This is a genomic window from Leisingera aquaemixtae, from assembly GCF_019801145.1.
GTDB classification, from domain to species: domain Bacteria; phylum Pseudomonadota; class Alphaproteobacteria; order Rhodobacterales; family Rhodobacteraceae; genus Leisingera; species Leisingera aquaemixtae_A.
In genome coordinates, this window is sequence record NZ_JAHVJQ010000002.1 from 425293 (window position 1) to 450167 (window position 24875).

The window sequence follows — 24875 nt, forward strand, 5'->3', positions numbered from 1 at the left end:
CTGACTCCCCGCGGCCGCCGCAATCCGGTACCGCTAAGGCAGGAAGGGCGGGCGCTGGGCCCGCCCTTCCGAAGGTCTGTCATCCTGATCGTCAGGTGACGTGGTTCGACCGGTTGTAGACGTTGAACTTGCCGGTCGGGGCATACAGGCCCTTCACGCGGCCGATCTCTTCCAGCGTCTCGGCGTCGAAGATCACGATTTCGCCGTTGGGCTCTTTCGAAGTCGAGCGGTTCCATTTGGAGACCCAGACTTCGGTGCCGTCCGCGTTGAACTCGAAGTGCACAGCCGCGGAGCCTTCCTCGTCAGTGATCTGGATCGTTTTCACGACCTCACCGGTCTCTTTCGAGATGACCTGCACCGACTGCTGAACCTCAGGCTCGGGGTGCTTGGTCTGGTCAGCCCAGTAGTACTTGGAGTTCGGGTGGGTCCGGATGAACAGGCCCGCACCATCGGTCTCGACCTCGTAGCAGGTCTTCCAAGCGTTGTCGGGGTTGCCTTCCGGGTCGTTGCCCCAGACCGTCACGGTGCCTTCGCCAAGGTGAGTGGTGCCGGCAACCGGGCCGCAGTTCGGGTCAACCCAGTTGGCGCCCGGGCCGGGGTGCGGCAGCGGCGCGGTGTCGATCATCGCCTCGAGCTTGCGCTCTTTGGTGTCGACAACAACCATCTTGTTAGATGCGTTTGCAGCGATCTGGAAATAGCGGCCGGTCGGATCAAAGAAGCCGTCGTGCAGGAACTTGGCCGAGTTGATCTTGTCGATGCGCAGGTTGTCCAGGTCGGAGTAGTCCACCTGCCACAGCTGGCCCAGCTCTTTCACCGCAACGATCCAAGTCGGCTCGTTGGGGGTGGTGTAGATGGCAGCCACGCGGCTTTCTTCCACATAGTCGCCGTCAACGTTGGTGCCGCGGGTCGAAACAACCTTCAGCGGTTCCATGGTCTTGGCGTCTACGATTGCAAAGTGCGGCGGCCAATAGGCACCGCCGATGACGTATTTGCCGTCGCCGGACACCGCCACATCGCGGGCGTCATAGCCAATGGTGACTTCGGAAACCAGCATCTTGTCCGGCGTCTGCCAGAGGTCGATCTTGGTCATCTTGCCGTCGCGGCCCATGGTGTACCAGAAGCGGCCCGGGTTTTCCGGCTCTTCCAGTTTGTGGTGTTCAGAGGCTTTCAGCACGTGCACGGCATAACCGGTCGGGATGTGTGCAAGAACTTCCTTGGTGTCGCCGTCGATCACGGCCACTTTGCCCACGTCACGCTCGATGACGACGAAGAAGTTTTCCCAGTTGCGGCCGTGCAGCGGCTCGGTCGGGTAGTCTGCTTCTTCGACATAGACCTTGCGGGTCTGTCTCATTTGCTCAAGCGACATCTCTGGCGGCTTCGGCGGATCCATCTGGATGTAGGTCGCCATGTCCTTGATTTCCTGCTCGGTCATGATGTCCGAGAAGTTGTTCATCCCGCCTTCGGTACCCCAGGCGATAATCTTTTCCAGACGCTCCTGGCCCAATTTCAGGGTGCCGCCTTCGACCACTGTGCCGTCAGCCTTGGTCTGTTTAAAGTGCGGCTCCAGGTTCTTGCCGGTTGCGCCTTTGCGCAGAACGCCGTGGCAGCCTGCGCAGCGTTCGAAATAAAGCTGCTTGGAAGATTCAAAAGCCTCCTCACTCAAGGTGGGGCCTTCGGCGTAGGCGGGGATAGCGGCAGAACCAAGCAGCAGTGCAAAGCCTGCTCCCAGTGCCCGGCGGGTATTTTTGTAGCTGAGTCCAAGTGACATGATCACTCTCCGTTTGCTGGTGAGGCACCCGGATAAGAGGGGGATTCTGCCGGCAGTTCTTTGACTTTGGACAACTTCGCTCGCGGTTTTGTGAGTTTCGGGCCGGTTTTCGCCTCCACCCCGGGTTTGTTCGTGGGATTGCAGCCTGGCGTCTTGCGCCGGCTGCAGCTCAATAATTTCCCTCAACCGGCCAGCTCTTGACTTTGGATAAGGCTAGCGGCCGGACCAAACGGTTAAAATCCGGATGCACCTAATAAACGGCGCCGACCAGAAGGGTATTTTCCGGACGGAAATATTCCGGCGCAGGTTAACCAGTCCGCTGGCGCCGTCTTACGGTGAGGCCGGCAAACAGCATGGCTGGTTTCGGACCGCGGCGCCCGCAAAACACTGCGGGCGCCGCGGCCATTCCTTCCAGCCAGCCCATTCAAATCAGCCCAGGCTCCGCCGTGCCAGCCCGGTGCCCAGTGTTCTTCAATGCATCCAATCCAAGGCGAGTCTAAACGTAAACTGCCCCAGCGGCCTTGCGGCCGCTAGGGTGCGCAACCTGCATGCCCCGGCTGCGGATTACTGGACCGCAGCCTACTGGGCTGCCGACGTCCGGCGCGCAATCTTGCAACGTTCCCAGAGCGTTCCCAGCGCCTCCACCAGTTGTTTGATGTCGGTGGGTGAATGCACCGGACCCGGCGTGATCCGAAGACGCTCTGTGCCTTTTGGCACGGTGGGATAATTGATCGGCTGGATATAGATGCCGAATTCCTCCAGCAGCGCATCAGAGATGAACTTGCACTTCACCGGATCGCCCACAATGATCGGAATGATATGGCTCGGGTTCATGATGTGCGGAATACCCAGCAGATCAAGCTGGGCGCGGACGTCGGCGACCCGTTCCTTCTGCAGGATGCGCTCACTCTGCGATGCCTTGAGGTGGCGCACGGAAGCAAGGGCGCCAGCGGCAACAACAGGCGGCAGGGCGGTGGTGAAAATGAATCCGCTGGCAAAGCTGCGCACAAAATCGCACAGCGGCGCACTGGCGGCGATATAACCGCCCACCACACCAAACGCCTTGCCCAACGTGCCCTCAATCACTGTCAACCGGTCCATCAGCCCTTCGCGCTCGGCAATGCCGCCACCGCGCGGACCGTAAAGCCCGACTGCATGCACCTCGTCCAAGTAGGTCATCGCGCCGAACTCATCTGCCGCGTCGCAGATCTCCTTGATCGGCGCTATGTCCCCATCCATCGAATAGACCGATTCAAATGCGATCATCTTGGGTGCATTGGCTGGCGCCGCTGCCAGCTTGGCCCGCAGATCGTTCACGTCGTTGTGCTTCCAGATCACTTTTTCAGCGCGGGAATGGCGGATGCCCTCGATCATGCTGGCGTGGTTCAGGCTGTCGGAAAACACGATCAGCCCCGGTATCTTGGCGGCCAGTGTTCCGATCGCCGCCCAGTTCGACACGTATCCGGAAGTGAACAGAAGCGCCGCTTCCTTCCCATGCAGGTCGGCAAGCTCTTCCTCCAGCAGCACATGGGCATGGGTGGTGCCTGAAATATTGCGGGTTCCGCCTGCTCCAGCTCCGGACGTATCCAGCGCCTCATGCATCGCAGCCAGCACCTCCGGGCATTGGCCCATTCCCAGATAGTCGTTCGAGCACCATATTTTCACATCCCTACGGGTTCCGCCTTCGGTTTGCTGTGCTTGCGGGAATGCTCCCTGCCGCCGCTCAAGATCAATGAAAACGCGGTAGTTTCCTTCGTCTTTCAGCTCCTGCAGGCGATCCTTGAAAAAATGTTCGAAATCCATGGCTGGGCCTCCGCTCGCTTGCATCTGCCATTCTGTCTGGAGCGGATCCTGATACGGACCAGCGGCGTCATCCATGACTATGGTCAAGGATACAGACAGGCGGCAGGCCATTGCGGACCAGAGCGGCAGTGGACCTTCACCTGCGGCGTCTGTATTCATGAATCCTAGGCACATGTAGCTCCGGCAAAGGCGGGAGCCGGAACCCAGGAGACACAAGACTTTGGCGCACGAACAGAACAAAGCGGTCGCACGCAATTCGCTCTTGCTCCGTTCGCTGCCTGACCAACACGTCGAAACGCTGCTGTCCCACGGCAGTTTCCGGCACTATGACCGGGGCGAAACCATTTTTCTGCAGGATGAGGAAGCCGCTGAGATCCACGTCATGATCGAGGGCTGGGCCAAACTGTTCCGGATTGCGCCCAACGGCTCTGAAACTGTGGTAAGTGTCTTTGCCCGCGGCGAAAGCTTCGGAGAAGCGGTGGCGCTCAAAGGTGCCAGGTATCCGGTGTCGGCCGAAGCGGTGACACCCGCGGAGGTTTTGCACATTCCCTCTTCGCTGCTGGTGTCTCTGATGAAACAGGAGCCGCAGATCAGTATTTCCATTTTGGCGTCGACCTTTGCCCATCTGCATTCGCTGGTCGAACAGCTGGAACAGCTAAAGGCACAGACCGGCGCCCAGAGGGTGGCGGAATTCCTGCTGAAGCTCTGTCGCTGCGATAGCGGCGGCTGTGAGGTGGTCCTGCCCTACGACAAGGTTTTGATCGCCGGCCGCCTAGGCATGAAACCGGAAAGCCTGAGCCGTGCCTTTGCCCGTCTGAAAACAGCTGGAGTGGAAATCAAAAAGAACCACGCTGTTATCGAGGACGTTCAGAAACTGCGCGGCTACGCTGAGATAGATCCGGCCGAAGCCTGGCACAAGGGCGGCACAGCGCAATAGACAGGGCTACGGGCCTATCGGTCTCTTCGGATCAGCATTTGATTTCTCATGTGCCGTGCTGGTCCAATTTGCCTGGCGACGCCATGTTAAACTGCTCTTGATCAACCTTTGACAAGCTTTCCCGATGCCGAGGCAAGTGGCTGGAAGGATTACGGGTCCAGTGCTGCAGCGCTGCCGGCAGTTCGCGGCAGGCCGTTGTGGAGATGTGCTTGTCGTCGCAGGAACTGCCGGCAAATTTAACTGTTAAGCCGGGCTTAACGTGCCGCCTGCTATCCCGGGAATGGGTGAAAATAGTGGTGGTGAACATGAGCGCACAGAGCAATGTGGCGCCCATTATCATCAAAAAGAAAAAAGTCAGTGGTGGCGATGGCCATCACGGCGGCGCGTGGAAAGTGGCTTATGCCGACTTCGTGACCGCGATGATGGCCTTCTTTATGCTGATGTGGCTGCTGAACGCGACGACGGAAAAACAACGCAAGGGTCTGGCGGATTATTTCTCGCCATCGATTCCGCTGAGCCGGATCTCAGGCGGCGGCAATGGTGCCTTCCAGGGGGACAGCATGTTCACCGAGGATATCCAGCCAAAATCCGGCACCGGCGCAACGGATATCAATCCGGCAGATGCCCAGAAGGCGCAGGGTGACACGGGGGTTGAATCCGACCACAAGCGGGATCAGGATGACGACAAGTTCCGAGCGATTGAGGAACAGCTGTCCGGCCGCGGCGGAGAGAGCATGGTGTCCACCGCGATGGCCCGCCACATTGTGACCCGCGTCACCGACGAAGGGCTGATAATCGAGCTGTTTGCCACCGAAGACGTGCCGCTGTTCGAAGACGGGCAGGCGAATCCGACTGCTTTGTACAGGGATCTGGTCCGGATGATTGCGCGTGTATCCGAGGGCGTGACCAACAACATTGCTGTGGGCGGCCATATCCGCTCGCATCCGGTCGTGCTGGCGAAGAATCCGGTTTGGGAACTGTCCCATGACCGTGCGGATGAAACCCGAAAGCTGCTCGAATCGGGAGGCTTGGCAGCAGCCAGGATTCACCGTGTGACCGGCCATGCTGACCGCAAGCTCGCTGCTAAAAATCCAATGGCGGCCCGCAATGACCGGATCGAAATCATCCTGCTTCGCTAATAAACCGCTGAAAACGCACAACGTGCGGCTGGCAGATACGTCATTTTTGATCTGTTAGCCGCCCGTTAATGGCTGCTGCGCTAGCTGTTGCATCAGAATGATTAGATGCAGCAGAAAGGCGTGCTATGACCATTTCTTCGTCGCTGAACGCGGGCGTTTCAGGATTGAGCGCCAACGCCAGCCGGTTGGCTTCCATCTCCGACAACATCGCCAACTCCTCGACCCGCGGCTACAAGCGGGTTCAGACAGATTTCCATTCCATGGTCTTGTCCGGTTCTGGCGGCACCTATTCGGCGGGCGGGGTGCGCACCACCAATGTGCGACTGATTGACGAACGCGGGCCGCTGGTCTCGACCAACAATGCAACCGATCTGGCGGTACGCGGCCGCGGAATGCTGCCGGTGGCCTCGATCACCGAGGTGGAGGCCGGCGGCAACCCGTCGATGCTGCTGACTTCTACCGGGTCGTTCCGTACCGATTCGAACGGCTACTTGTCGACCGAATCCGGCCTGGTTCTGATGGGCTTTCCAGCGCTTGCGGATGGTACTGTGCCGGATGCTGCACGTGACACCAGCAATTCGCTGGAGCCGGTCCACATCGACCTGAACCGCCTTTCGGCGGAGCCGACAACCGAGATCAGCCTGACCGCGAACCTGCCGGCCTCCGAAACTGATCCTGGCGCCACCGGGGCTCCGGTGGAACATGTTGTTCAATACTATGACAATATGGGCCGCTCCGAAGAACTGGCGATCACCTACACACCAAGCGTGGCGACCCCGCCGGCAACCACCGGCACCAATGAATGGACGATGCAGATTGTCGATTCGGCAACCGGCGCCACGGTGATCGGCGAATACACTCTGACCTTCGACGACAGTGCGTCCACCGCCGGCACATTGCAAAGCGTGGCCACCGTGACCGGCGGCGCCTATGACGCGACGGCAGGCTCGGTCACCATCAACGTCGCAGGCGGACCAATCGAGATCAATATCGGCGTTATCGGCGAGCAGAACGGGATGAGCCAGCTGGGCGATGAATTCGTTCCGGGCACAACCGTGAAGGACGGCACCGCGGTTGGTTCCTTTGTTTCGGTGGAAATCAACGAATCCGGGGAAGTCATTGCCAAGTATGACTCCGGCGACACCAAGGTCATCTACAAGGTTCCGCTGGCGGATGTGTCGAACCTGAACGGCATGCAGGCTTTGGATTCCCAAACCTACAAGCCGACGGATGATTCCGGAGCGTTCTACCTGTGGGATGCCGGCGACGGCCCGACCGGTGAAATCCTGGGCTATGCCCAAGAGGAATCGGCTGTCGACGTGGCAACCGAGCTGACCGACATGATCCAGACCCAGCGGGCCTATTCGTCCAACGCGAAGGTCATCCAGACCGTTGACGAAATGCTGCAGGAAACCACCAACATCAAGCGCTAAGGCGCTTGATGGCCCCCTGACACTGCCTTCATGAAAGCAGGCTGAACATGTCTATTTATTCCGCCCTAAACAGCGCGATGAGCGGCCTGACTGCGGCCAGCCGGTCTTCGCAGATCGTTTCCGAGAACCTCGCCAATGCCCTGACGCCCGGGTACACGCGCCGGGTTTTGGATCTGAACAGCCCGGGCGTTGGTGTTCCCGGTGTCCAGGTAGGGCATGTTCAGCGGCTTAACGATCCGGTGGTAATTTCCAACCGCAGGGTCGCCGAGGCGGATTTCGGCGCCGCCAAGATCCAAGCGGACTTCTTTGAAAGGATGTCCAGCCTGGTTGGCACCGTGGATGACGAGATGTCCTTGGCAGCGCAACTATCAAATTTCGAGTCATCGCTGATCGAAGTCGTGTCGCGCCCGGATTCACAACCCCGGCTCAACGACCTGTCAGTCAAGGCGGATTCCCTTGCGGAATCGATTTCGCGTGCAGCCGAGGGGCTGCGTGATCTGCGGATCAACGCCGACAGCGCAATCAACAGCCAGGTCGACACCGTCAACCAGGCCTTGAAAGAGATCGAAAAGCTGAATGCACGCATCATGGTCGTGGAGGCGGGCGGCATGGATGCTGTTTCCATGCACGATCAGCGGGATCAGCTGATCGACCAAGTGAATGAAATCATTCCCGTCAACGTTGTCCGGCGTGATAACGGCCAGGTGACACTGTACTCGGCGGGCGGTGTGATGCTGCTGGATGGCAAGGCGTCGGAGCTGAGCTTCTCGCCGTCGCGGGATATCATGCCGCATATGACGCTCGGCAATGGAATGCTCTCTGGGCTGGAAGTCAACGGCAGGGTGATCGACACCGGTCCGGAGGGCCCGCTGCGCGGCGGCACTCTGACTGCGCAATTTGAGATCCGGGATGTCACCGCAGTGGAGGCCCAGGAAGACCTGGATGCGATGGCGCGGGATCTGATCGAACGGTTCCAGGATCCGGCACTGGATGGCACGATCGGGGTCACCGATGCCGGTATCTTCACCGATGACGGCGGCTTTTTCGATGCTGCAAATACTGTCGGGATCGCAAACAGGATTGAATTGAATGACCTGGTGTCCCTAACCGGAAGCGCAGAGACATGGCGGTTCCGCGACGGTCTTTATGCTGCTGCGCCAGGCGATCCGGGTGATTCCAGCCTTTTGCAGAGCTATACCGATGCGCTGAACACCACGCGCACGGTATCGTCGGTTGGTCTGGGCACATCGGATTTGACTGCAGGCACCCTGAGCGCAAATCTGCTGTCCCGGTTTGCACAGGACAACGAAACCGCATCCCGCGCATCAACCTTCGCGGCTACCAGTTTTAACGAGCTAAGCCAGGCAGAACTGGCGCTGGGTGTCGATACGGACGCCGAGCTGCAAAACCTGATGCTGGTGGAGAAATTCTATGCCGCCAACGCCCGGGTCATCTCTGTCGTGGATGAGCTTATGGAAACACTTCTGAGGATCTGACGCATGATTATTAATTCTTACGGCGATATGGCGCAGCACCTCTTTCTCCGCGGCCGCAATGCGGATCTGAAGGAGAACGTCACCACGCTTTCCGAAGAGTTTGCCACAGGTAAAACCTCCAACCTGACCGAGCGGCTTGGCGGTGATTTCACCTATCTAGCAGATCTGGAAAGCACTCTGAACCGGCTCGACAGCTATATGGTTACAAATGGCGAGGTGCAGCTGTTTGCAACCACGGTCCAGGGCAGCTTAGAAAAGGTTCAAAGCCAGGTGCAGGCTCTGCGCAATGATATCCTGAGGCTGTCGCCGGCAATGGATGTTTACAACGCCGAACAGTTCGGCAGCCAAGCTAAGCAAAAAATGGAGAGTGCCGTCAACCTTATGAACACGTCTGTTGGCGGGCGCACAATTTTTGCCGGGACCGCAACGGATACCAAGCCGCTGAATGATTCCGGCACTCTGATGACTGCGATCCTCACCGAAGTGTCAGGGCTTACGACAAGCAATGACATCATCCAAGCGGTCAAGGACTGGTTTGACGACCCGGCTGGCTTTGATGCGGTCATGTACCAAGGCTCCGCCACAGCCCTGCAGCCCGTGACCGTGGGCGAGGGGGAACAGGTCTCTTTGGGCATTCAAGCCAATGACGACAACCTCAAGCATACGCTGCAAAGCTATGTCATCACGGCGCTGGCCGATGAGCCCGGCCTCGGATTGAACGACGACGTGAAGATCGATCTGGTCATCGAGGCCAGCAGCGAGCTGACCGAAAGCGAAGACCGGCTGATCAAGGTGCAGGCCGATGTTGGCTTTGTCGAGGGGCGCCTGGACGCGATCAACGCCCGCAACGAGGCCTCCAAAACCAGCCTGAGCATCGTCAAGAACAACCTGGTCTCTGCAGACCCATATGAAACCTACACCCGGCTGCAGGAAGCGCAAACACAGCTCGAAGGCCTTTACACGGTCACCGCGCGCAGCTCGCAGCTTTCCCTGCTGAAGTACATCTCATGATTGGAATTCTTCGTCTTCTCATCTCGTGCCTGTTCCTGCTGCCGGCAGTGGCTCAGGCCAATACAATCCGCCTGAAGGATCTGGTGGAATTCGACGGCGTGCGCGGCAACGACCTGGTTGGCTATGGCCTGGTCGTTGGTTTGGACGGCACGGGTGACGGGTTGCGGAATTCGCCCTTCACCGAAGAAATCATGTCCAACATCCTTGAGCGGCTGGGGGTCAACGTGACCGGCGAGCAGTTCCGTCCCAAGAATGTTGCCGCGGTTTTTGTCACTGCGACTCTGCCGCCCTTTGCCCGGGTTGGCAGCACCATTGATGTGACAGTATCTGCTATCGGCGACTCCAAAAGCCTGCTGGGCGGCACCTTGATCATGACCCCCCTCAATGCAGCTGACGGGCAGATCTATGCGGTTGCACAGGGCACCATCCTCGCTGGCGGCGCCGTTGCCGAGGGGGATGCAGCTGTTGTGACCCAAGGGGTGCCGACGGCGGGGGTGATCCCGTCCGGCGCCCGCGTTGAGCGGGAGATTGATTTTGATCTGGCCTCGCTCAGCTCCATGCGGCTGGCGCTGCGGGAGCCTGATTTCACGACTGCCGGGCGGATCGAACGGGCCATCAACGCCGAGTTCGGCAGCAATGTCGCCCTGATGCGGGATTCCGGCACAGTTGAGGTTGATATCCGCCGGACCAACACGCGCTCGACGGCTCATGCCGTGGGCCGGATCGAGAACATTCTGGTGGAGCCCCAGCGCAAGGCGCGGGTGGTGGTCGATCAGCGCTCAGGCACAATTGTGATGGGCAGTGACGTGCGGATCTCCCGCGTGGCCGTGGCTCAGGGCAATCTTACTCTGCGGATCGAAGAGACCCCGCTGGTTGTGCAGCCGAACCCTTTTGCTGATGGTGAATCGGTTGTCGTTCCGCGCACCGGTGCCGCCATCGAAGAAGAGGAAGGCATTCAGCTGGCAGAAGTTCCTGAGACCACGTCGCTGTCTGAAGTTGTGGCAGGTCTGAACGCCCTTGGCGTGTCGCCGCGGGACATGATCGACATACTCAAGAGCTTGAAGGCGGCGGGAGCCCTGCACGCGGAGTTCGTGGTCCGCTGAAGCGACCTGCAGAAAAGAAAGCTGCCCCGGCCTTGCGTGCAATGGCCGGGGCTTTCTGTTTCGGAAAATCGTACCCTGCGGCCTTTGGCCGGATCGTCAAATCAGAGACCAAACACCTGAACGCCTCAAGGTTCTGATGATGAAGTGAGCGGCCGGAGGGGGACAGGTGGAGTGGCGGCTGTGCAGTGTCCCATTCCGGCAAGTGATAAGGGGCGTTTATCCGTTGCGGCCTGCAGCGCTGGTTCCTGAGCAGGCAGCACCCAGCATATTGCCGGAACTGACTGCATTGCCGACGGATTGATGGCAATCATTTGCCAGAAGGGGTAGACGGGCCCAGCTTGCAAAAAAAACCGGGCACCTTGAATGCCCGGCTTGTTTCAGCGTGAAGCAGCTGAGTCAGGGATAGTAACTGCGCACCAGCGCGGTGGCGATCAGGCTCCAGCCGTCAGCAACGACAAAGAACGCCAGTTTGAACGGCAAGGACACAATAGCGGGCGGCACCATCATCATCCCCATCGACATGAGAATCGCTGCCACAACGAGGTCGATCACCAGGAACGGCAGGAAAACCAGAAAGCCGATCTGAAACGCGCGTGCGATTTCCGACAGCAGAAAGCTGGGAATCAGTGCTGACAGCGGTGCTTCAGGGACCGGGTCCAGGCCCTGGGTCTCGGGTCTGAGATCTGCAATCGCATAGAAAGTGTCGGGATCCAGCCGGTTGGCCATGAAGGCGCGAAACGGATCCAGGCTGCGGGTGATGGCTTCCCCTGGTTCCAACTGCTCTTCCAGCAGAGGGTTGATCCCGGTGGCCCAGGCCTCAGTGAAAACCGGTTCCATCACGAAATACGTCAGAAACAGCGCCAGGCTGATAATCAGCATGTTTGGCGGCGCCTGCTGCAGGCCGATGCCCTGACGCAGGATCGACAGAACCGTCACCAGAAACGGGAAGCAGGTGATCATGATCAGCAGGCCGGGAGCCAGGCTGAGCACGGTAATCAGCAGAATCAGCTGGATTGAGCGGGCCGAGATCGACTGCCCGTCTGCCAGTGAAAGACTCAATTCTTGAGCCAGGGCGGTGTGCGGCAAGGCCAGCAGGAGCGCTGAAACCAGAGCCGCCCGCACAAAAGTTGTGTGTATCATCCCAACCCGCTTTGCAGATCGGCGATTTCCGTCAGGCGCACGGCAAGCTGACCCGCCTGGTCGCCTTCCAGTTCTTCGAGCTGGCCGCGCGCGACCAGCCGGTCGCCGACATAGAGATCCACGGGGTCTTCGACCCGCTTGTCCAAGGTCAGGACAGCGTTCTCACCCAGGCTGACCAGATCGCGGATCAGCGGCCGGGCTTTGCCGACGGAGACAGTCACCTCTACGGGAACCGAAACAAAGGGATTGCCCGCATCGGCGGATTTAAGGTTCAGATCGGCAGCATCATCCATACTGGCTGTCCTCATTTGCGTGGTAGGTAAAGGCCTCAATCGAGTCTTGAATCGATTCAAGCAGAGCGTCGCAATTGATTTCGCATTCGGTACTGCCGACGCTCAGGTAGGCTTGCCCCGGAGTCAGGACGCTGTCTTCCCGCACGGTCACAGGCACGGAAAAATTCTCCGGCAGGAGGCTTCGCACCGCAGCGGCTTCGCCAGGGGAGACCACGATCTGCATCGGCTGGTCAGTCTGGCCTTTGGCCATTTCCGCCAGCTGATCGACAATGTGATGCCCAAAGGAGGCTGCCATTGCATCCGGCAGTACGGCGCTGGTCAGGACCTTGAACATCGGGTCCAGCGAATCGAGCAACTGGCTTTGCGCTTCGTGGAACGTGAAGCTGAGGTCTTCGAGGGAACTGGCAAGCTCGGCGGAAATCCGGATGTTTTCCTGGTCCTTGGCAGCTACCGCATCGTCCCAGCCGGCGCTGTAGCCGTTCTCGAAGGATGCAAGGCGCTGTTCTTCCAGCACTTCCTCGGACACCGCAGGCAAGGCGGGTTCCACCAGAGTTTTCATTCCGAAATCTTCCAGCAAATGTGCAATTGTCATCAGGCCTGCTCCTTATTCTCTTCCAGCCAGCCGCGCAGGATCTGGACGGTTTCTTCCTGGCGTTCGCCAATCAGGCTGCGCAGGCGGTCAACAGGATCATCCATCCCGCCGCCCAGAGCCGGCAGGCCCGCGGCGCCCATCATGTCACCGGTTCCCATGGCCGGCAGGCCGCCCAGCGGTTCGAACTGACCAGTTTCATTGTTTTGGATTTCACCATCCAGTGCGAGCCCTGCACCGAGGTCAGGCGCTGTCATGAAACCGCCGCCGTCCATGCCTGGCAGACCCGGCAGCCCATTTTGGTCCGGCGCAGGCAATGCCGCCGCCGGAGCGGCTTGGTTCGACAGAATCGGCCGCACCACGAAGAGACCCAGGATCAGGCTGACAACGGCCAGTGCTGCTATCTGAACCAGCGACATGGCATCGAAGTTCAAGTTGTCCATGAAGGAAGCAGTTGCCACTGATCCCTGCGGCTCAACCGCGGGCAGTTCCATCGACTTGAGGGTAATGACGTCCCCGCGGTCCGCGTCGTAGCCAACCGCAGCGGAAATCAGTTCCCGCATGGCATCCAGCTCATCCTCGGGCCGGGGCTGGAAAACGGTTTCGCCTGCATCATTTGTGGTTTCGGTGCCGTTGATCAGGACCGCCACGGTCAGGCGCTTAATGGCGCCCGGACCGCGCAGGATTTCCTTTTCGGTTTCCGAGATCTCATAGTTGATCCGTTCCCGGGTTGCGCTGGTATTGGCCTTGGTGCCCTGGCCGGAGGCGGCATCACCGTCCGGAATGTTTGAGGCTACGGTCACTTCGCCGGACTGGTTGGTAGAGGAATCGGCGCGCTCTTCTACATCGGTGCTGACAGCGACGCGGCTTTTCGGATCCACCCGTTTTTCGCGGATCGATTCGGTGTCGGTGACGGTTTCCACGCTCACTTCGACAACTGCATTGCCCTGGCCGACTCGGGCTTCGACCAGACGCAGGACGCGTTCGCGAAGCGTCTGAGAACGGTCATCTGTCCCGGCCCCGGCTGCCGCAGCTGCGTCCGTGGAGCCGATCAAGGCGCCATTGGCATCAATCACGGCCACGTTGTCCACCGCTAGGCCGGTGACTGCGGACGAAACCAGAAAGCGGATGGCATTGGCCTGCGGCGGCGTGATGGGCGATCCCATTGGCACGATGGAGACGGATGCCGTTGGTTCCACAGAACGCTGAAAGGGATTCGAACCGGTATTGGCGATATGCACCCGTGCCTGGCTCACATGCGGGCTGGCGACAATAGTACGGGCCAATTCGCCTTCCTTGGCGCGCCAGTAGGCGGCGTCGAACATCTGCGAGGTGGTGCCGAACCCGCTGAGCGAATCGAGCAGCTCATAGCCCTTGCCCCCGTTGGCGGGCAGGCCTTCGCTGGCCAGGGTCATCCGTAGTTCGTCCCGCTGGGTGGACGGCACGTAGATTGAACCGCCGCGCACTTCAAATTGCGTGCCGCGCTGTTCCAGCGCCCGCACCACATCTCCGGCCGAGCCGCTTTCCAGCCCGGCATAAAGCAGTGTCATTGTTGGCTTGCTTGCCACATGGGACATCGCGATCACGCTGAGAATCATGATCACCGTGGCCCCCACGGCAATCAGGCGCTTTCGCATGTCCATTTCTGCCCAGACATTCTTGATCTGCTGCACATTAACCTCCGTCGCACCGGCGTTCTCTCCGGTCTGCAACCGTTTTGACGGATCGCCCTTAACATTCGGTTAGTTCCTCGCAGGTTATGAAGATGCTGCACGACGTTTTAGGGATAGCCATGACAGACGCTGCAGTAGATATCGAAGCACAAGCCCAGGCCAAGAAAAGCAAACTGCCCCTGATTATCGGGGCAGTGCTGGCACTGGCGGGCGCGGGCGGCGGATTCTTTGCCGTTCAGTCAGGCCTTCTTCCCTTTGGTCAGAAAGCGGCGCCAGAACCGGTGCCCGCGGCCGAAGCGGCGCCAGAAGGCGTGGACAGTGGTGAGACGGCGGAGGATATCGCCAATCTTGCCTTTATCGAAATGGACCCGATTCTGATTACCCTGCGCAAAGCCAGCGGTTTGAAGCATTTGCGGTTCCGAGCACAACTTGAGGTCGGCCTGGAGCACCAGGCCGAGGTTGAAAAAATCCTCCCGCGGGTTGTCGATGTCCTGAACAGCTACCTGAGAGCATTGGAGCTTGAGGATCTTTCCGATCCGATGGCACTGCCGAAACTGAGAGCGCAGATGCTGCGGCGGATCAACATTGCCACCGGCCAGGGCCGGGTGCGTGATCTGCTGATCATGGATTTCGTACTGAACTAGGAGGACAGGATGGACATTATTGCTGATATCCTGCTTGCAGCCGGAGCGCTGGGCGCCGGATTCTACTGTCTGGTGCTGTCGCGCCGGCTGAAGCGGTTCAATGACCTGGAAAAAGGCGTGGGCGGGGCGGTTGCTGTGCTGTCTGCGCAAGTGGACGATCTGAACAAGTCGCTGCAATCGGCGCAGCATGTTTCCGACGGATCCAGCAAGGCTTTGCAGCAGCTGACCGGGCGCGCCGAATCGGTGGCTCAGCGGCTGGAGCTGATGATGGCTTCCATGCACGACATTCCGGAGGCCGGCACTGCGGCAGCGCCCGCTCCGGCGGCAGCGGAAGACGCGGAGATGGCGGCTGCTTACGAGGCTGGTCCGCAGCCTGCTGACGAGCCGCAGGAAGAGCCCAAGTCTTCCGGTCTGATGTTTGTGCGCCACAACCGCAGCCAGAACCGGGTGGCGTGATGGCGAAGGCGGCTAAGAAAACCAGGCGCTTCCGGCGCAGCGGCACGCTGACGATGCTGGCGGTGCTGCTGATGGGCTCCGCGGCGGTGCGGCTTGGGCTTGAGGCGGGGCCGGCAATTGCCCGTGAGGTCGCCAGCCTGCAAGAGACTGGCGGCGACTCTCCTGCACACAAAGGCGAGCCGCTCCGGGATGCGATGCCTTCGTCCGCGGAGCTGCAGACCATGCTGGCTGCGTTTCAGCAGCGGGAGCAGGAATTGGCTGCCCGCGAAGCGGAGATCCAGGACCGCATGAAAGCGCTGGAAATTGCGGACCAGGCTATTGACAAAAAACTCGCCGCGCTGGAGCAGGCAGAGGAAGAGCTGCGCGCGACGCTGGCGCTGGCGGATGGCGCAACCGAGGCCGATGTGACCCGGCTGACGACAGTTTACGAGCAGATGAAACCCAAGGAAGCGTCGGCGCTGTTCGAGGAAATGGACCCGGCCTTTGCGGCGGGGTTTCTGGCCCGGATGCAGCCTGAGGCCGCGGCGGGAATCATGGCCGGGCTCAGCCCCGAAGCCGCCTATACCATCAGCGTGGTTCTGGCAGGGCGCAACGGATCCGTGCCCACGGAGTAACTTGGGCGCGGCGGCTTAGTCATTCCTTAGGAAGACTCGCCTAATCTTATAAAAACCAACGGAATTCGGAGTGGACCTATGATCGGGATTGTAGGCATTGTGGTGATCTTTGCCATGGTGTTCGGCGGATACCTTCTGGCCGGCGGCAAGATGGCGATCATCCTGAAGTCGCTGCCGTTTGAGATGATGATGATTGGCGGGGCAGCTGTCGGGGCCTTCCTGATTGCCAACGATATGGGTGGTGTCAAACACACGCTCAAGGACATCGGAAAGGTGTTCAAAGGCCCCAAGTGGAAGCCGGATGACTACCGTGATCTTCTCTGCCTGCTGTTTGCGCTGATTCGCATTGCCCGGGCCAACCCTGTCGAGGTGGAGCAGCATATCGAAGACCCGGAAAACTCCTCTGTCTTCAACAAGTACCCCAAAATTCTGGCCGACAAGGAAGCGGTGAACCTGATCTGCGACACCATGCGCTCAGCCTCTATGAACTACGATGACCCGCACCAAGTTGAGGAAGTTCTGGAAAAGCGGATGGAAGCCAACCTGCACCACGCTCTGCACTCCAGCCACGCCCTGCAGACGATGGCCGATGGCCTGCCTGCACTGGGGATCGTCGCCGCGGTTCTGGGGGTTATCAAGACCATGGGATCGATCGACCAGCCGCCTGAAGTTCTCGGCAAGCTGATTGGCGGCGCGCTGGTGGGTACTTTCCTGGGCGTTTTCTTGTCTTACGGCCTGGTTGCACCCTTTGCGGGCAAGGTGAAGGCCGTGGTCGAAGAGGATGCCCATTTCTATCAGCTGATCCGTGAGGTGCTGGTGGCCAACCTGCACAATCATGCGGCGGCCATCTGTATCGAGGTCGGGCGCCAGAATACTCCCTCGCACTTCCGTCCCGGCTTCTCGGAACTTGAAGAAGCCCTCAAATCGGTGAAACAGGACGCAGCATGATCTGGCGAGCATTTGCCACTGCAGCCGTTCTTCTGACGGCAGGCGCTGCCCAGGCGCAGACGATTGTGACCCGCTCGGGCGAGCATAAGGGGTTCACGCGTCTGGTGATGCGGCTGCCGCAAGGCGCAGATTGGTCGCTGACACAAAGCGGAATGACGGCGACGGTGAACATCGGTGCGCCGGAAGCGGTTTTCGACACGTCGCGGGTTTTTAATCTGATCCCCCGGACCAGGCTTCAATCACTGGCGCAAAACGGCCCTGGCCAGCCGTTGAGGCTGCAGTTGGGATGCGATTGCACCGTCACCTCCTATGTGCAGGAAGACGGTTATCTGGTGGTCGATATCCGCGATGGGGGCCGGCCGGGCGGAAAACAGCAGCGTACATTTGCGGGAAATGTTCTGCCCCTCACAACCCCGCTGCCGCAGACCGGCTACCGGTTCAATTTTCCTCAGTCGGCCGAAACAGATGCAAGGCTGGCGCTGGAGCTGGCAGCGGCACTGGCCGGCCAGCAGGGGCGGTCCCAAACGGTTCAGCCGCAGCTAGAGACTGAGCCGGCAATTGCGGAAACCGAATCTGGCGCTGCGGATGAACCGTTGGCCGAGGCTGCAGAGCCAGGCCTGAAGACGGACGGCAGCCAGCCTGCATTGGAGGCGGATGTCCAGACAGAGAAGACGGTCCTCGAAATTCCTGAAACCGATTTTCTTATCGATATGGAAGAAACCGAACGTGCTGCGACGGTAAACGAATCCGAGCAGCGGTTGCTGCAGCAGATCGGCCGGGCAGCGAGCCAGGGTCTTTTGAATGTTGCTGAAGAAGGGCTGGCGGATGCCGGCAGGGCTGCCGGACTTGACCCGCTTGGCGCAGCGGACAGGCCCCTGAACCCGCTTGCGCATATTTCTGTCACCTCAGCGATCGACCGTGAGACCGGGCTGGTTGCGGCCTCGTCTGGCAACCGCGGCGAGGCGTCCCACTGTCTTCCGGACCGCGACGTCGCGATTCAGTCCTGGGGCAATGAAAGCCCGTTTGCGGATCAGCTGGCACCTCTGCGCAATGCCCTGGTGCATGAATTCGATGACGTGAATCCGGCTAGTGTCTATGCTCTTGCGCGGCTCTACCTTTATTTCAGCTTCGGGGCTGAAGCGCGTTCGATTATGACAATTTTGCCGCCAGAACAGCGCAATGAACCCGAAGTCGCTTTGCTGGGGACGATGGCATTGCTGATGGATGGCACCGCATTGCCGGTCAATCATGCGCTCTCCGGGCAGCAAGGCTGTGAGAGCGACAGCGCGTTCTGGGGTGCATTGGCCGATGGAGTGATCAAGAAAAGCGCCAATACCGATGCCATCCAGCAGACGTTTTCCAAGCTGCCGCCGCATTTGAGGGTGCATTTTGGCCCCAAGATCAGCACGATGTTTGCCGACGCCGGAGAGCACCACGTTGCCGAAGCTGTGCTGCGTTCAGTGGACCGGACCGGGGTGGAAGACGTCCCTGAGATCAATCTGGCCGAAGCAGCAATCGCCGAATTGGAAGGCGACACCGAAAAGATGGCCGAGGAACTGACCAGCGAAGTCGCGGAGAGGACCGGGAATGCTCCCGCAGCGCTGATTGATCTGGTGGCTCTAAGCGTCAAAGAACGCAAGGCGCTTTCGCCTGATGTGCCGGACCTGATCGCCTCTTACGAGCTGGAGCACCGCGACACGGAACTTGGCGCGGAACTGCGCCGCGCCCACGTTGCCTCGCTGGCACTGATGGGGGAGTTTCACGGTGCCTTCAGGGAACTGAACAGCGTGAGCGACAGGGACGGGCCGAAAGCGCGGGCAGCAGCCCTGGAACCGCTAATGCTGCTGCTGGCAGAACGAGCCGATGATGTGACGTTCCTGCAGTACGCGCTGGTTTTTTCCGCGCAGGCGACCCCGGCTGAGGCAGCACCCGTGGCCGCGCAGGTAGCGCGCAGGCTGCTGAACCTGGGCTTTGCGAGACAAGCTCAGGACCTGCTTACCAAACTTGCTCTTGAGCCTGAGAACGAAACCCGACGCCTGCTGATGGCTGAAGCTGCCCTGGGCCAGGACAGGCCGCACCGGGCGCTGGTTGAGCTCATGGGGCTGGAAGGGTCAGAAGCCAACCGCATGCGTGCGCAAGCATTGTGGCGCAACGGTGAATTCGGCCGGGCCGGGGAATACCTGCTGGCCGAAGATGACGCGGACGCGGCTGCCCGGGGTTTTTGGCATTCCGAGAACCTGGGGGCAATTGAGGCCATCGGGGCAGATTCCGGTGCGGCGTTCGGAGCGGTTGCTTCGGTCACAACGCAAATCGGTGAAACCGCCAAAGACCCCGAAGGACTAGCGCCTTTGGCCCACGCGCGGGCGCTGGTCGAAAGCAGTGCAGGTACGCGAGGCGGCATAGCAGAACTGCTGAACCAAGTGGGCACAGGACGCGGAAATCCTGAGGTAAGCCAGTGACCTGAACAGGGATGCACGGCTTGTAGGCCGCCTTGTCTCAAGGCGGCCTTGGTCCCCGATGATAACACTTTGTCAACCGGCTGCCGGTAACGTGACAAACGGGTGAATCCTGATTTGGAACGGGCAGAATGCCGGAAAACTACTCGAAAAAATGCCCGAACGGGCTGATTCTGCGCGCAACAGGCGCAGAGAGCAGAGCGGCAGCTCTGCTGAAACTTATTCCCATAGCTGCTTCGTCCTGCTGCCAGCCGGCTGCAGCGGCTGTTGCTGATGCAGTTTCCTTACAGACAGCAGCCGGGCGGCCTTTTGTGCGGCGTGAGCCGGAGCTGGGTGTCCGCCGTTTGAACAAGCCTCGTCTCACGCTGTCTCCATTACGGTGCAGCCAGGCTTCCAACCCGTTGAAAGCAATCCAGAAGCGGGGCTTGAACATTGCCTAAGCTGACAACTGAACAACTTTTCAGCCCGACTGTGCTTCTGGCGCTGGCTTTGATGGCGATCATTGTGATGATGATCCTGCCAATGCCGGCCTGGGTGCTGGATGTCGGCCTGGCGGCCTCTTTTGCGCTGGCCATCCTGATTTTCACAATCACGCTGTTCATCGAGCGGCCGTTGGACTTTTCGTCGTTTCCGACGATTTTGCTGGCTTCGCTGATGCTGCGATTGTCGCTGAACGTGTCCTCGACCAAGCTGATCATCGGACAAGGGCATACCGGCACCGACGCAGCGGGCAATGTGATCGAGGGCTTTGCCCAGTTTGTTATGGGGGGCAGCGTCTTCCTCGGGCTGGTGGTGTTCGGCGTTCTGCTGATCGTCAACTTCATGGTGATCACCAAGGGTGCCGCGCGGATGGCCGAGGTGGGTGCCCGCTTTGCGCTGGACGGGATGCCCGGCAAACAGCTTGCAATCGACGCGGATATGTCGGCCGGGGCCATCGACCATCAGACCGCCAAGGAGCGCCGGGAACGCGACCAGCAGGAAACCACCTTCTTCGGCTCGCTGGACGGCGCGTCGAAGTTCGTCAAGGGCGATGCCATTGCCGGTTTGCTGATCACCCTGCTGAACCTGGTCATGGGGCTGATCATGGGCGTTCTGGTCCATGGAATGCCGGTTGGCAACGCGTTTGAAACCTACGCAATTCTCACGGTTGGCGACGGTCTGGTGTCGCAGATCCCGTCCGTGATCATTTCGATTGCCGCTGCGCTGCTGCTGGCCCGCGGCGGCACCACCGGTGCCACAGACATTGCCCTGTTCGAGCAATTCGGCCGCCACCCTGCCGCGCTGACGACGGTTGCGGTTCTCATGGTGCTGTTCGCGCTGGTTCCGGGCCTCCCCTTCCTGCCTTTTGTGATCGGCGGCGGGGTGCTTGGCTATACTGCGTTCCGGATGGCCAAGAAAAAGAAGGACGACGCCGAAGCCGAGATCGAAGAGAAGATCGAAGAGGCGTCCGACCCGGCTGCATCGCGGCCGTTGGGCGACATCCTCGACCTTGACGACCTGCATCTGGAATTTGCACCGGACCTAGTGAGCATGGTGCTGGATGCCGGAACCGGTCTGGATGCACGCATAGCCAATATGCGGTCTCATATTGCCACCACATTCGGCCTGATTCTTCCCGAGATCCGTCTCACCGACCAGAATGAACTGGATAGGGGAACCTATTTGATCAAAGTGCAGGGCGTTGAACAGGCCCGCGGCACGTTGCATCCCGACATGGTTCTGGCACTGATGCCTGACAATCACGATGCGCTGCCAGCCGGCACCGATGTGACAGAGCCGGTTTATGGCGCGCCTGCCCGCTGGATTTCCGCCAAGGCGCAGGAGCAGGCCGCCCTGTCCGGGGCGACCGTTGTCACCCCGCCGGAGATTTTGGCGACCCATCTTTTGGAAACCATCAAGCAGAATTTCCCGCGCCTGCTGACGCTCAAGTCGCTGCGCCGCCTCCTGGACGAGATGACCCAGCTGTCCGATGGCTTCCGCTCTGAGTCAAACCGTAAACTGCTGGATGCGCTGGTGCCGGACAAGGTTCCGATGGATACTCTTCATGCGGTGCTGCGGCTGCTGCTGGAGGAACGGGTGTCTATCCGAAACATGCCGCTGATCCTTGAATCGATTGCAGAGGCGCGGATGCACACAACCCAGCCGGAGATGATCTGCGAGCATGTGCGCCAGCGGCTGGGCTTCCAGCTTGTGGCTGAGATGAAGCGCGACGATGGTACCATTCCGCTGATCCAGCTGGCGCCGGAATGGGAGGACAAGTTCTCCACCTATCAAGTGGACGCGCAGGGGGCTGGCCTCGATATTGCCTTGCCGCCTGACTTGTTCAACAGGCTTGCGGACGGGCTGAGTGACAAACTGGGCACCACGACGGATCAGGGTGTCTTCGCCGCGGTGGTGACCTCAACCCGCCGCCGCCGGTATCTTAAGACCATTCTGAAGTCCCGCGGCATCAGCAATCCTGTGCTTTCGTTTGAGGAAATCGGCCTCGAGGCGCGTCCGGCCCTCGTCGGGATGGTTCAGGCATGAACATGAACTTCCTGCCGCCAGAGCTGGTTCTGCTGCTGGGGGCAGGGTTCTGGCACGCAGCCATCGTTTTCCTGAGGGTGTCCGCCATGGTGTCGGTCCTGCCCGCGATGGGGGAGCTGTACGTGCCGACGCGGGTCAAGCTGGCAGTGGCCGTTGCATTCACTTTTGTGGTGGCGCCTGCGCTTCCAGCGTTTCCCGAACCGGACGGGATCTTCGATTACGCCCGCTTTGCAGTGACTGAAGCGATCATCGGCCTGGCGCTGGGCATCGGTGTGCGGATCTTTGTTTTTACGCTTCAGACAGCGGGTGCAATGGCCGCGCAAAGCACGTCGCTGTCGCAAGTGCTGGGGGGCATCGGTGCGGAACCAATGCCGGCACTTGGAGCCGTGCTCATGATTTCGGGTGTGACCCTGGCGGTGATGCTGGGGCTGCACGTCCGGGTGGCAGAGCTGCTGATCGGGTCATACCAGATGTTTCCTGCCGGTCAGTTCCCTGCTGCCGCCGGGCTGGCCGAATGGGGAGTGTTCAGGGTGTCGGAAAGCTTCTCACTGGCCTTCACGCTGGCGGCTCCGTTTGTAATCACCGCGGTGATCTACAACCTGGCTCTCGGGGTGATTAACAGGGCCATGCCGCAGCTAATGGTCGCGATGGTCGGTGCGCCGGTCATTACTTTCTTCGGCCTGTTCATCCTGATGGTCGGCAGCCCGATGATACTGGATGTCTGGTCCCGCGCATTGATGACATTTCTCGTGAATCCCGGAGGCGGCATGCCATGAGCGGCGGCGACGACGATTCTGACAAGTCATTCGAGCCAACGGAACAAAAGCTTCGCAAGGCCCGCGAAAAAGGCGAAGTCGCGAAATCCACAGACCTGTCGGTGGCGGCGGCTTACTTGGGTCTGATTGTTGCCTTTTATGCGGCCGGCAGTAGCAGCGTCGAGGGAACCGGCACCGCGCTGATGGCGTTTCTGGACCAACCAGACCGGCTGGCACAGCTATTCTTCGAAGGCTCCGCAGCCGCTCCGTCCGGGGGCTTTGCCGGCAGCTTGATACGGCCCATCCTGCCATGGTTCCTAGTGCCATTTGCGCTTGTTCTGCTTTCGATTGTCGGCCAGCGGGCCCTGGTTTTTGCGCCCAGCAAGCTGGAGCCGAAACTGTCGCGCATTTCCATCATTTCCAACGCCAAGAACAAATTCGGCAGGGCGGGACTGTTCGAGTTTCTGAAGAGCTTCCTGAAGCTGTTGCTCTACTCGGTGTGCCTGAGCGTCTATCTGACCCACCGGCTGCCGGACATGATTGCCTCCTCCGGCACCGGTCCCCAGTCGGTGGTAACGATGCTGTCGCAATTGGCACTGGAGTTTCTGTTCCTGGCACTGATCATTGCATTGGCAATCGGTGTTGTTGATGCAGCCTTTCAGCATGCTGAGCACCGCCGCAAGAACATGATGTCGCGCAAGGAAATCCAGGACGAAATGAAGGATTCCGAGGGCGATCCTCATATGAAGGGCAAGCGGCGCCAGCGCGGCCAGGAAATTGCGATGGGGCAGATGATGGCCGATGTGCCGAATGCGGATGTGGTGATCGTGAACCCGACCCACTACGCGGTAGCACTCAAGTGGAGCCGCGAGAAGGGGGCCGCACCGGTCTGCGTCGCAAAGGGCGTTGATGAAGTGGCCGCGGCGATCCGGCGTGTGGCGAATGAAAACGCTGTTCCAATCCACAGCGATCCGCCGACCGCCCGGGCATTGCATGCAGCCATAGAGATCGGCGACGAAATTCTGGAAGAGCATTATGCGCCGGTTGCCGCTGCGATCCGCTTTGCCGAGGAAATGCGCAAACGCGCCAAGGGGAAAATCACATGAAGCAAAAGATGCTGGATCAGATGGCGGCGGTGACCGCAGCGCAATACATGCAGGAACATGCCAAGATCCAGCCTGCCCTGGCCCGCGAAGCGGAGTTGCGCGGCCAACTGGCCAAGCTGAACGCACAGGTGCAGGCAGCCCGGGAGCAAGCGGATGGCGATCATGCCATGAAGGCCCTGGGCGCGGATCTCCTGTGGCAGGGCTGGCATACCCGCACACGGCGCCAGCTGAACATGGAGCTGGCGCAGGCTACTGCGCAGAAGCTGCGGATGATGGATCAGCTGCGTAAGGCTTTTGGACGTAAGCAAGCGGTAGAAACCATGGCCGCAGCCGAGCGAAAGCGGCACAAGGCTGCCCAGGAAAAGGCGCTGATGGACAGATTGCTCGACGGCTGACGGGCCTGAGATCCTGCACATAGAAAACAGGCCGGTCCTTTGGGACCGGCCTGTTACTTCATGGTGGCTGTGGACCGTTTGCCGGTCAGACATCCTGACGGGATATCTCCATGATCAGCACGTCGTGAATTGTCTTGCCGACATGTTTTTGCGCCGCTTCCCGCAAGGCAGTGCGCAGCGGCTCTAGGATGTCGGAGCGCGTGAAGGCGCCGCGGAAGCCGCCCATGTTGGCGTGATCAAACAGCACTTGCAGAAAAACATCGCGCAGCTTCGGCTCGAAAGCGCGGATTTTCTCACCCGCACCGGGGGCTGTCTCGAGGCTGAGCGAAATGACGACCAGAGAAGTCAGCTGATCACGGTCGACCACCGGAACCACGAACTGGTTGGTGATCTTGATGTATTCGCGCAGGGCTTCCTCGCCTTCTTCGGCGGGTTCCTCCGCAAACGCTGCCGGGGCAGGCGCAGCACCGCCGCCTGCAGCGGCGTGCTGTTCCTCAGGAGCAGGCGCCAACATTATACCGGCGCCGATGCCGCCTCCGGTTCCAAGGATCAGCAGGATGACTGGCAGAAGCTTCGAGAGCATGGCAATC

General features: G+C 59.9%; 23 protein-coding genes. 15 read left to right on the top strand and 8 right to left on the bottom strand.

Going from position 1 to position 24875, the window contains the following annotated elements:
• Window positions 1–91: 91 nt before the first annotated feature.
• The gene (locus KUW17_RS06600; protein WP_222477010.1) at window positions 92–1768 is read right to left on the bottom strand and encodes a cytochrome D1 domain-containing protein; all 1677 of its coding nucleotides are present in this window, start codon (window positions 1766–1768) and stop codon (window positions 92–94) included.
• Window positions 1769–2347: 579 nt separating this feature from the next.
• On the bottom strand, window positions 2348–3571 hold the full coding sequence (gene hemA / locus KUW17_RS06605; protein ID WP_222477585.1) for a 5-aminolevulinate synthase: 1224 nt from the start codon (window positions 3569–3571) through the stop codon (window positions 2348–2350).
• Window positions 3572–3791: 220 nt separating this feature from the next.
• Between hemA and KUW17_RS06610 the strand changes: the two genes are divergently transcribed.
• A complete protein-coding gene (locus KUW17_RS06610) occupies window positions 3792–4508 on the top strand; it encodes a Crp/Fnr family transcriptional regulator (RefSeq protein WP_222477012.1) in 717 nt (238 codons plus the stop codon).
• Between the two features lie 46 nt (window positions 4509–4554).
• Here the strand turns inward: KUW17_RS06610 and KUW17_RS06615 are convergent, their stop codons facing one another.
• Entirely contained in the window at window positions 4555–4815 is a 261-nt protein-coding gene (locus KUW17_RS06615; protein ID WP_222477014.1) for a hypothetical protein, read from the bottom strand.
• On the opposite strand from KUW17_RS06615, the gene KUW17_RS06620 reads away from it, so the two are divergent.
• From KUW17_RS06620 to KUW17_RS06640, 5 genes are all read left to right on the top strand, one after another.
• Window positions 4814–5647: a flagellar motor protein MotB gene (locus KUW17_RS06620; protein WP_222477017.1), complete on the top strand. Its 834-nt coding sequence runs from the start codon at window positions 4814–4816 to the stop codon at window positions 5645–5647. The genes KUW17_RS06615 and KUW17_RS06620 overlap by 2 nt on opposite strands.
• Window positions 5648–5772: 125 nt before the next feature.
• Window positions 5773–7080 carry a flagellar hook protein FlgE gene (locus tag KUW17_RS06625; RefSeq protein ID WP_222477019.1) on the top strand — a complete coding sequence of 436 codons (1308 nt, stop codon included), beginning with the start codon at window positions 5773–5775 and terminating at the stop codon, window positions 7078–7080.
• A gap of 47 nt (window positions 7081–7127) precedes the next feature.
• Entirely contained in the window at window positions 7128–8576 is a 1449-nt protein-coding gene (flgK, locus tag KUW17_RS06630; protein ID WP_222477020.1) for a flagellar hook-associated protein FlgK, read from the top strand.
• Window positions 8577–8579: 3 nt separating this feature from the next.
• Entirely contained in the window at window positions 8580–9587 is a 1008-nt protein-coding gene (locus tag KUW17_RS06635; RefSeq protein WP_222477024.1) for a flagellin, read from the top strand.
• Window positions 9584–10690 (top strand): flagellar basal body P-ring protein FlgI, encoded by a 1107-nt coding sequence (locus KUW17_RS06640; protein ID WP_222477026.1) that lies wholly within the window; start codon window positions 9584–9586, stop codon window positions 10688–10690. Before KUW17_RS06635 ends, KUW17_RS06640 begins: the two co-directional genes overlap by 4 nt.
• A gap of 396 nt (window positions 10691–11086) precedes the next feature.
• Here KUW17_RS06640 and fliP read toward each other — a convergent pair whose 3' ends face one another.
• From fliP to fliF, 4 genes are read right to left on the bottom strand one after another with little or no spacing between them, the layout of a single operon-like run.
• On the bottom strand, window positions 11087–11830 hold the full coding sequence (fliP, locus tag KUW17_RS06645) for a flagellar type III secretion system pore protein FliP (protein WP_222477030.1): 744 nt from the start codon (window positions 11828–11830) through the stop codon (window positions 11087–11089).
• Entirely contained in the window at window positions 11827–12123 is a 297-nt protein-coding gene (locus KUW17_RS06650; RefSeq protein WP_222477035.1) for a FliM/FliN family flagellar motor switch protein, read from the bottom strand. Before KUW17_RS06650 ends, fliP begins: the two co-directional genes overlap by 4 nt.
• The gene (locus KUW17_RS06655; RefSeq protein ID WP_222477037.1) at window positions 12116–12715 is read right to left on the bottom strand and encodes an ABC transporter ATP-binding protein; all 600 of its coding nucleotides are present in this window, start codon (window positions 12713–12715) and stop codon (window positions 12116–12118) included. Before KUW17_RS06655 ends, KUW17_RS06650 begins: the two co-directional genes overlap by 8 nt.
• Window positions 12715–14385: a flagellar basal-body MS-ring/collar protein FliF gene (gene fliF, locus KUW17_RS06660; protein WP_222477039.1), complete on the bottom strand. Its 1671-nt coding sequence runs from the start codon at window positions 14383–14385 to the stop codon at window positions 12715–12717. The genes KUW17_RS06655 and fliF overlap by 1 nt, the downstream gene beginning before the upstream one ends.
• Before the next feature lie 119 nt (window positions 14386–14504).
• Between fliF and fliL the strand changes: the two genes are divergently transcribed.
• From fliL to KUW17_RS06705, 9 genes are all read left to right on the top strand, one after another.
• On the top strand, window positions 14505–15029 hold the full coding sequence (fliL, locus tag KUW17_RS06665) for a flagellar basal body-associated protein FliL (RefSeq protein WP_222477587.1): 525 nt from the start codon (window positions 14505–14507) through the stop codon (window positions 15027–15029).
• 9 nt (window positions 15030–15038) lie between these two features.
• On the top strand, window positions 15039–15485 hold the full coding sequence (locus KUW17_RS06670) for a hypothetical protein (RefSeq protein ID WP_222477041.1): 447 nt from the start codon (window positions 15039–15041) through the stop codon (window positions 15483–15485).
• Window positions 15485–16099: a MotE family protein gene (locus KUW17_RS06675; protein WP_222477042.1), complete on the top strand. Its 615-nt coding sequence runs from the start codon at window positions 15485–15487 to the stop codon at window positions 16097–16099. Before KUW17_RS06670 ends, KUW17_RS06675 begins: the two co-directional genes overlap by 1 nt.
• Before the next feature lie 78 nt (window positions 16100–16177).
• Complete coding sequence (motA, locus tag KUW17_RS06680; protein WP_222477046.1) at window positions 16178–17047, top strand: flagellar motor stator protein MotA; 870 nt, start codon at window positions 16178–16180, stop codon at window positions 17045–17047.
• Entirely contained in the window at window positions 17044–19506 is a 2463-nt protein-coding gene (locus tag KUW17_RS06685; RefSeq protein ID WP_222477047.1) for a hypothetical protein, read from the top strand. The genes motA and KUW17_RS06685 overlap by 4 nt, the downstream gene beginning before the upstream one ends.
• 429 nt (window positions 19507–19935) lie before the next feature.
• Window positions 19936–22029, top strand: coding sequence for a flagellar biosynthesis protein FlhA (flhA, locus tag KUW17_RS06690; RefSeq protein ID WP_222477049.1), 2094 nt, complete (start codon window positions 19936–19938; stop codon window positions 22027–22029).
• Window positions 22026–22805: a flagellar biosynthetic protein FliR gene (locus KUW17_RS06695; RefSeq protein WP_222477051.1), complete on the top strand. Its 780-nt coding sequence runs from the start codon at window positions 22026–22028 to the stop codon at window positions 22803–22805. The genes flhA and KUW17_RS06695 overlap by 4 nt, the downstream gene beginning before the upstream one ends.
• Window positions 22802–23890 carry a flagellar type III secretion system protein FlhB gene (flhB, locus tag KUW17_RS06700; protein WP_222477052.1) on the top strand — a complete coding sequence of 363 codons (1089 nt, stop codon included), beginning with the start codon at window positions 22802–22804 and terminating at the stop codon, window positions 23888–23890. The genes KUW17_RS06695 and flhB overlap by 4 nt, the downstream gene beginning before the upstream one ends.
• Window positions 23887–24285, top strand: a complete 399-nt coding sequence (locus KUW17_RS06705; RefSeq protein WP_222477053.1) for a hypothetical protein — start codon at window positions 23887–23889, stop codon at window positions 24283–24285. The genes flhB and KUW17_RS06705 overlap by 4 nt, the downstream gene beginning before the upstream one ends.
• Window positions 24286–24370: 85 nt before the next feature.
• Here the strand turns inward: KUW17_RS06705 and KUW17_RS06710 are convergent, their stop codons facing one another.
• The gene (locus tag KUW17_RS06710) at window positions 24371–24868 is read right to left on the bottom strand and encodes a flagellar basal body-associated FliL family protein (protein WP_222477054.1); all 498 of its coding nucleotides are present in this window, start codon (window positions 24866–24868) and stop codon (window positions 24371–24373) included.
• Between the last annotated feature and the right edge of the window lie 7 nt (window positions 24869–24875).

What these genes read in the sequence shown, in the direction of transcription:
- KUW17_RS06600 (WP_222477010.1), bottom strand. Translation starts at nt 1,768, where the DNA reads ATGTCACTTGGACTCAGCTACAAAAATACCCGCCGGGCACTGGGAGCA.
- hemA (WP_222477585.1), bottom strand. Translation starts at nt 3,571, where the DNA reads ATGGATTTCGAACATTTTTTCAAGGATCGCCTGCAGGAGCTGAAAGAC.
- KUW17_RS06620 (WP_222477017.1), top strand. Translation starts at nt 4,814, where the DNA reads ATGAGCGCACAGAGCAATGTGGCGCCCATTATCATCAAAAAGAAAAAA.
- KUW17_RS06615 (WP_222477014.1), bottom strand. Translation starts at nt 4,815, where the DNA reads ATGTTCACCACCACTATTTTCACCCATTCCCGGGATAGCAGGCGGCAC.
- KUW17_RS06625 (WP_222477019.1), top strand. Translation starts at nt 5,773, where the DNA reads ATGACCATTTCTTCGTCGCTGAACGCGGGCGTTTCAGGATTGAGCGCC.
- flgK (WP_222477020.1), top strand. Translation starts at nt 7,128, where the DNA reads ATGTCTATTTATTCCGCCCTAAACAGCGCGATGAGCGGCCTGACTGCG.
- KUW17_RS06635 (WP_222477024.1), top strand. Translation starts at nt 8,580, where the DNA reads ATGATTATTAATTCTTACGGCGATATGGCGCAGCACCTCTTTCTCCGC.
- KUW17_RS06640 (WP_222477026.1), top strand. Translation starts at nt 9,584, where the DNA reads ATGATTGGAATTCTTCGTCTTCTCATCTCGTGCCTGTTCCTGCTGCCG.
- fliP (WP_222477030.1), bottom strand. Translation starts at nt 11,830, where the DNA reads ATGATACACACAACTTTTGTGCGGGCGGCTCTGGTTTCAGCGCTCCTG.
- KUW17_RS06650 (WP_222477035.1), bottom strand. Translation starts at nt 12,123, where the DNA reads ATGGATGATGCTGCCGATCTGAACCTTAAATCCGCCGATGCGGGCAAT.
- KUW17_RS06655 (WP_222477037.1), bottom strand. Translation starts at nt 12,715, where the DNA reads ATGACAATTGCACATTTGCTGGAAGATTTCGGAATGAAAACTCTGGTG.
- fliL (WP_222477587.1), top strand. Translation starts at nt 14,505, where the DNA reads ATGACAGACGCTGCAGTAGATATCGAAGCACAAGCCCAGGCCAAGAAA.
- KUW17_RS06670 (WP_222477041.1), top strand. Translation starts at nt 15,039, where the DNA reads ATGGACATTATTGCTGATATCCTGCTTGCAGCCGGAGCGCTGGGCGCC.
- KUW17_RS06675 (WP_222477042.1), top strand. Translation starts at nt 15,485, where the DNA reads ATGGCGAAGGCGGCTAAGAAAACCAGGCGCTTCCGGCGCAGCGGCACG.
- motA (WP_222477046.1), top strand. Translation starts at nt 16,178, where the DNA reads ATGATCGGGATTGTAGGCATTGTGGTGATCTTTGCCATGGTGTTCGGC.
- KUW17_RS06685 (WP_222477047.1), top strand. Translation starts at nt 17,044, where the DNA reads ATGATCTGGCGAGCATTTGCCACTGCAGCCGTTCTTCTGACGGCAGGC.
- KUW17_RS06695 (WP_222477051.1), top strand. Translation starts at nt 22,026, where the DNA reads ATGAACATGAACTTCCTGCCGCCAGAGCTGGTTCTGCTGCTGGGGGCA.
- flhB (WP_222477052.1), top strand. Translation starts at nt 22,802, where the DNA reads ATGAGCGGCGGCGACGACGATTCTGACAAGTCATTCGAGCCAACGGAA.
- KUW17_RS06705 (WP_222477053.1), top strand. Translation starts at nt 23,887, where the DNA reads ATGAAGCAAAAGATGCTGGATCAGATGGCGGCGGTGACCGCAGCGCAA.
- KUW17_RS06710 (WP_222477054.1), bottom strand. Translation starts at nt 24,868, where the DNA reads ATGCTCTCGAAGCTTCTGCCAGTCATCCTGCTGATCCTTGGAACCGGA.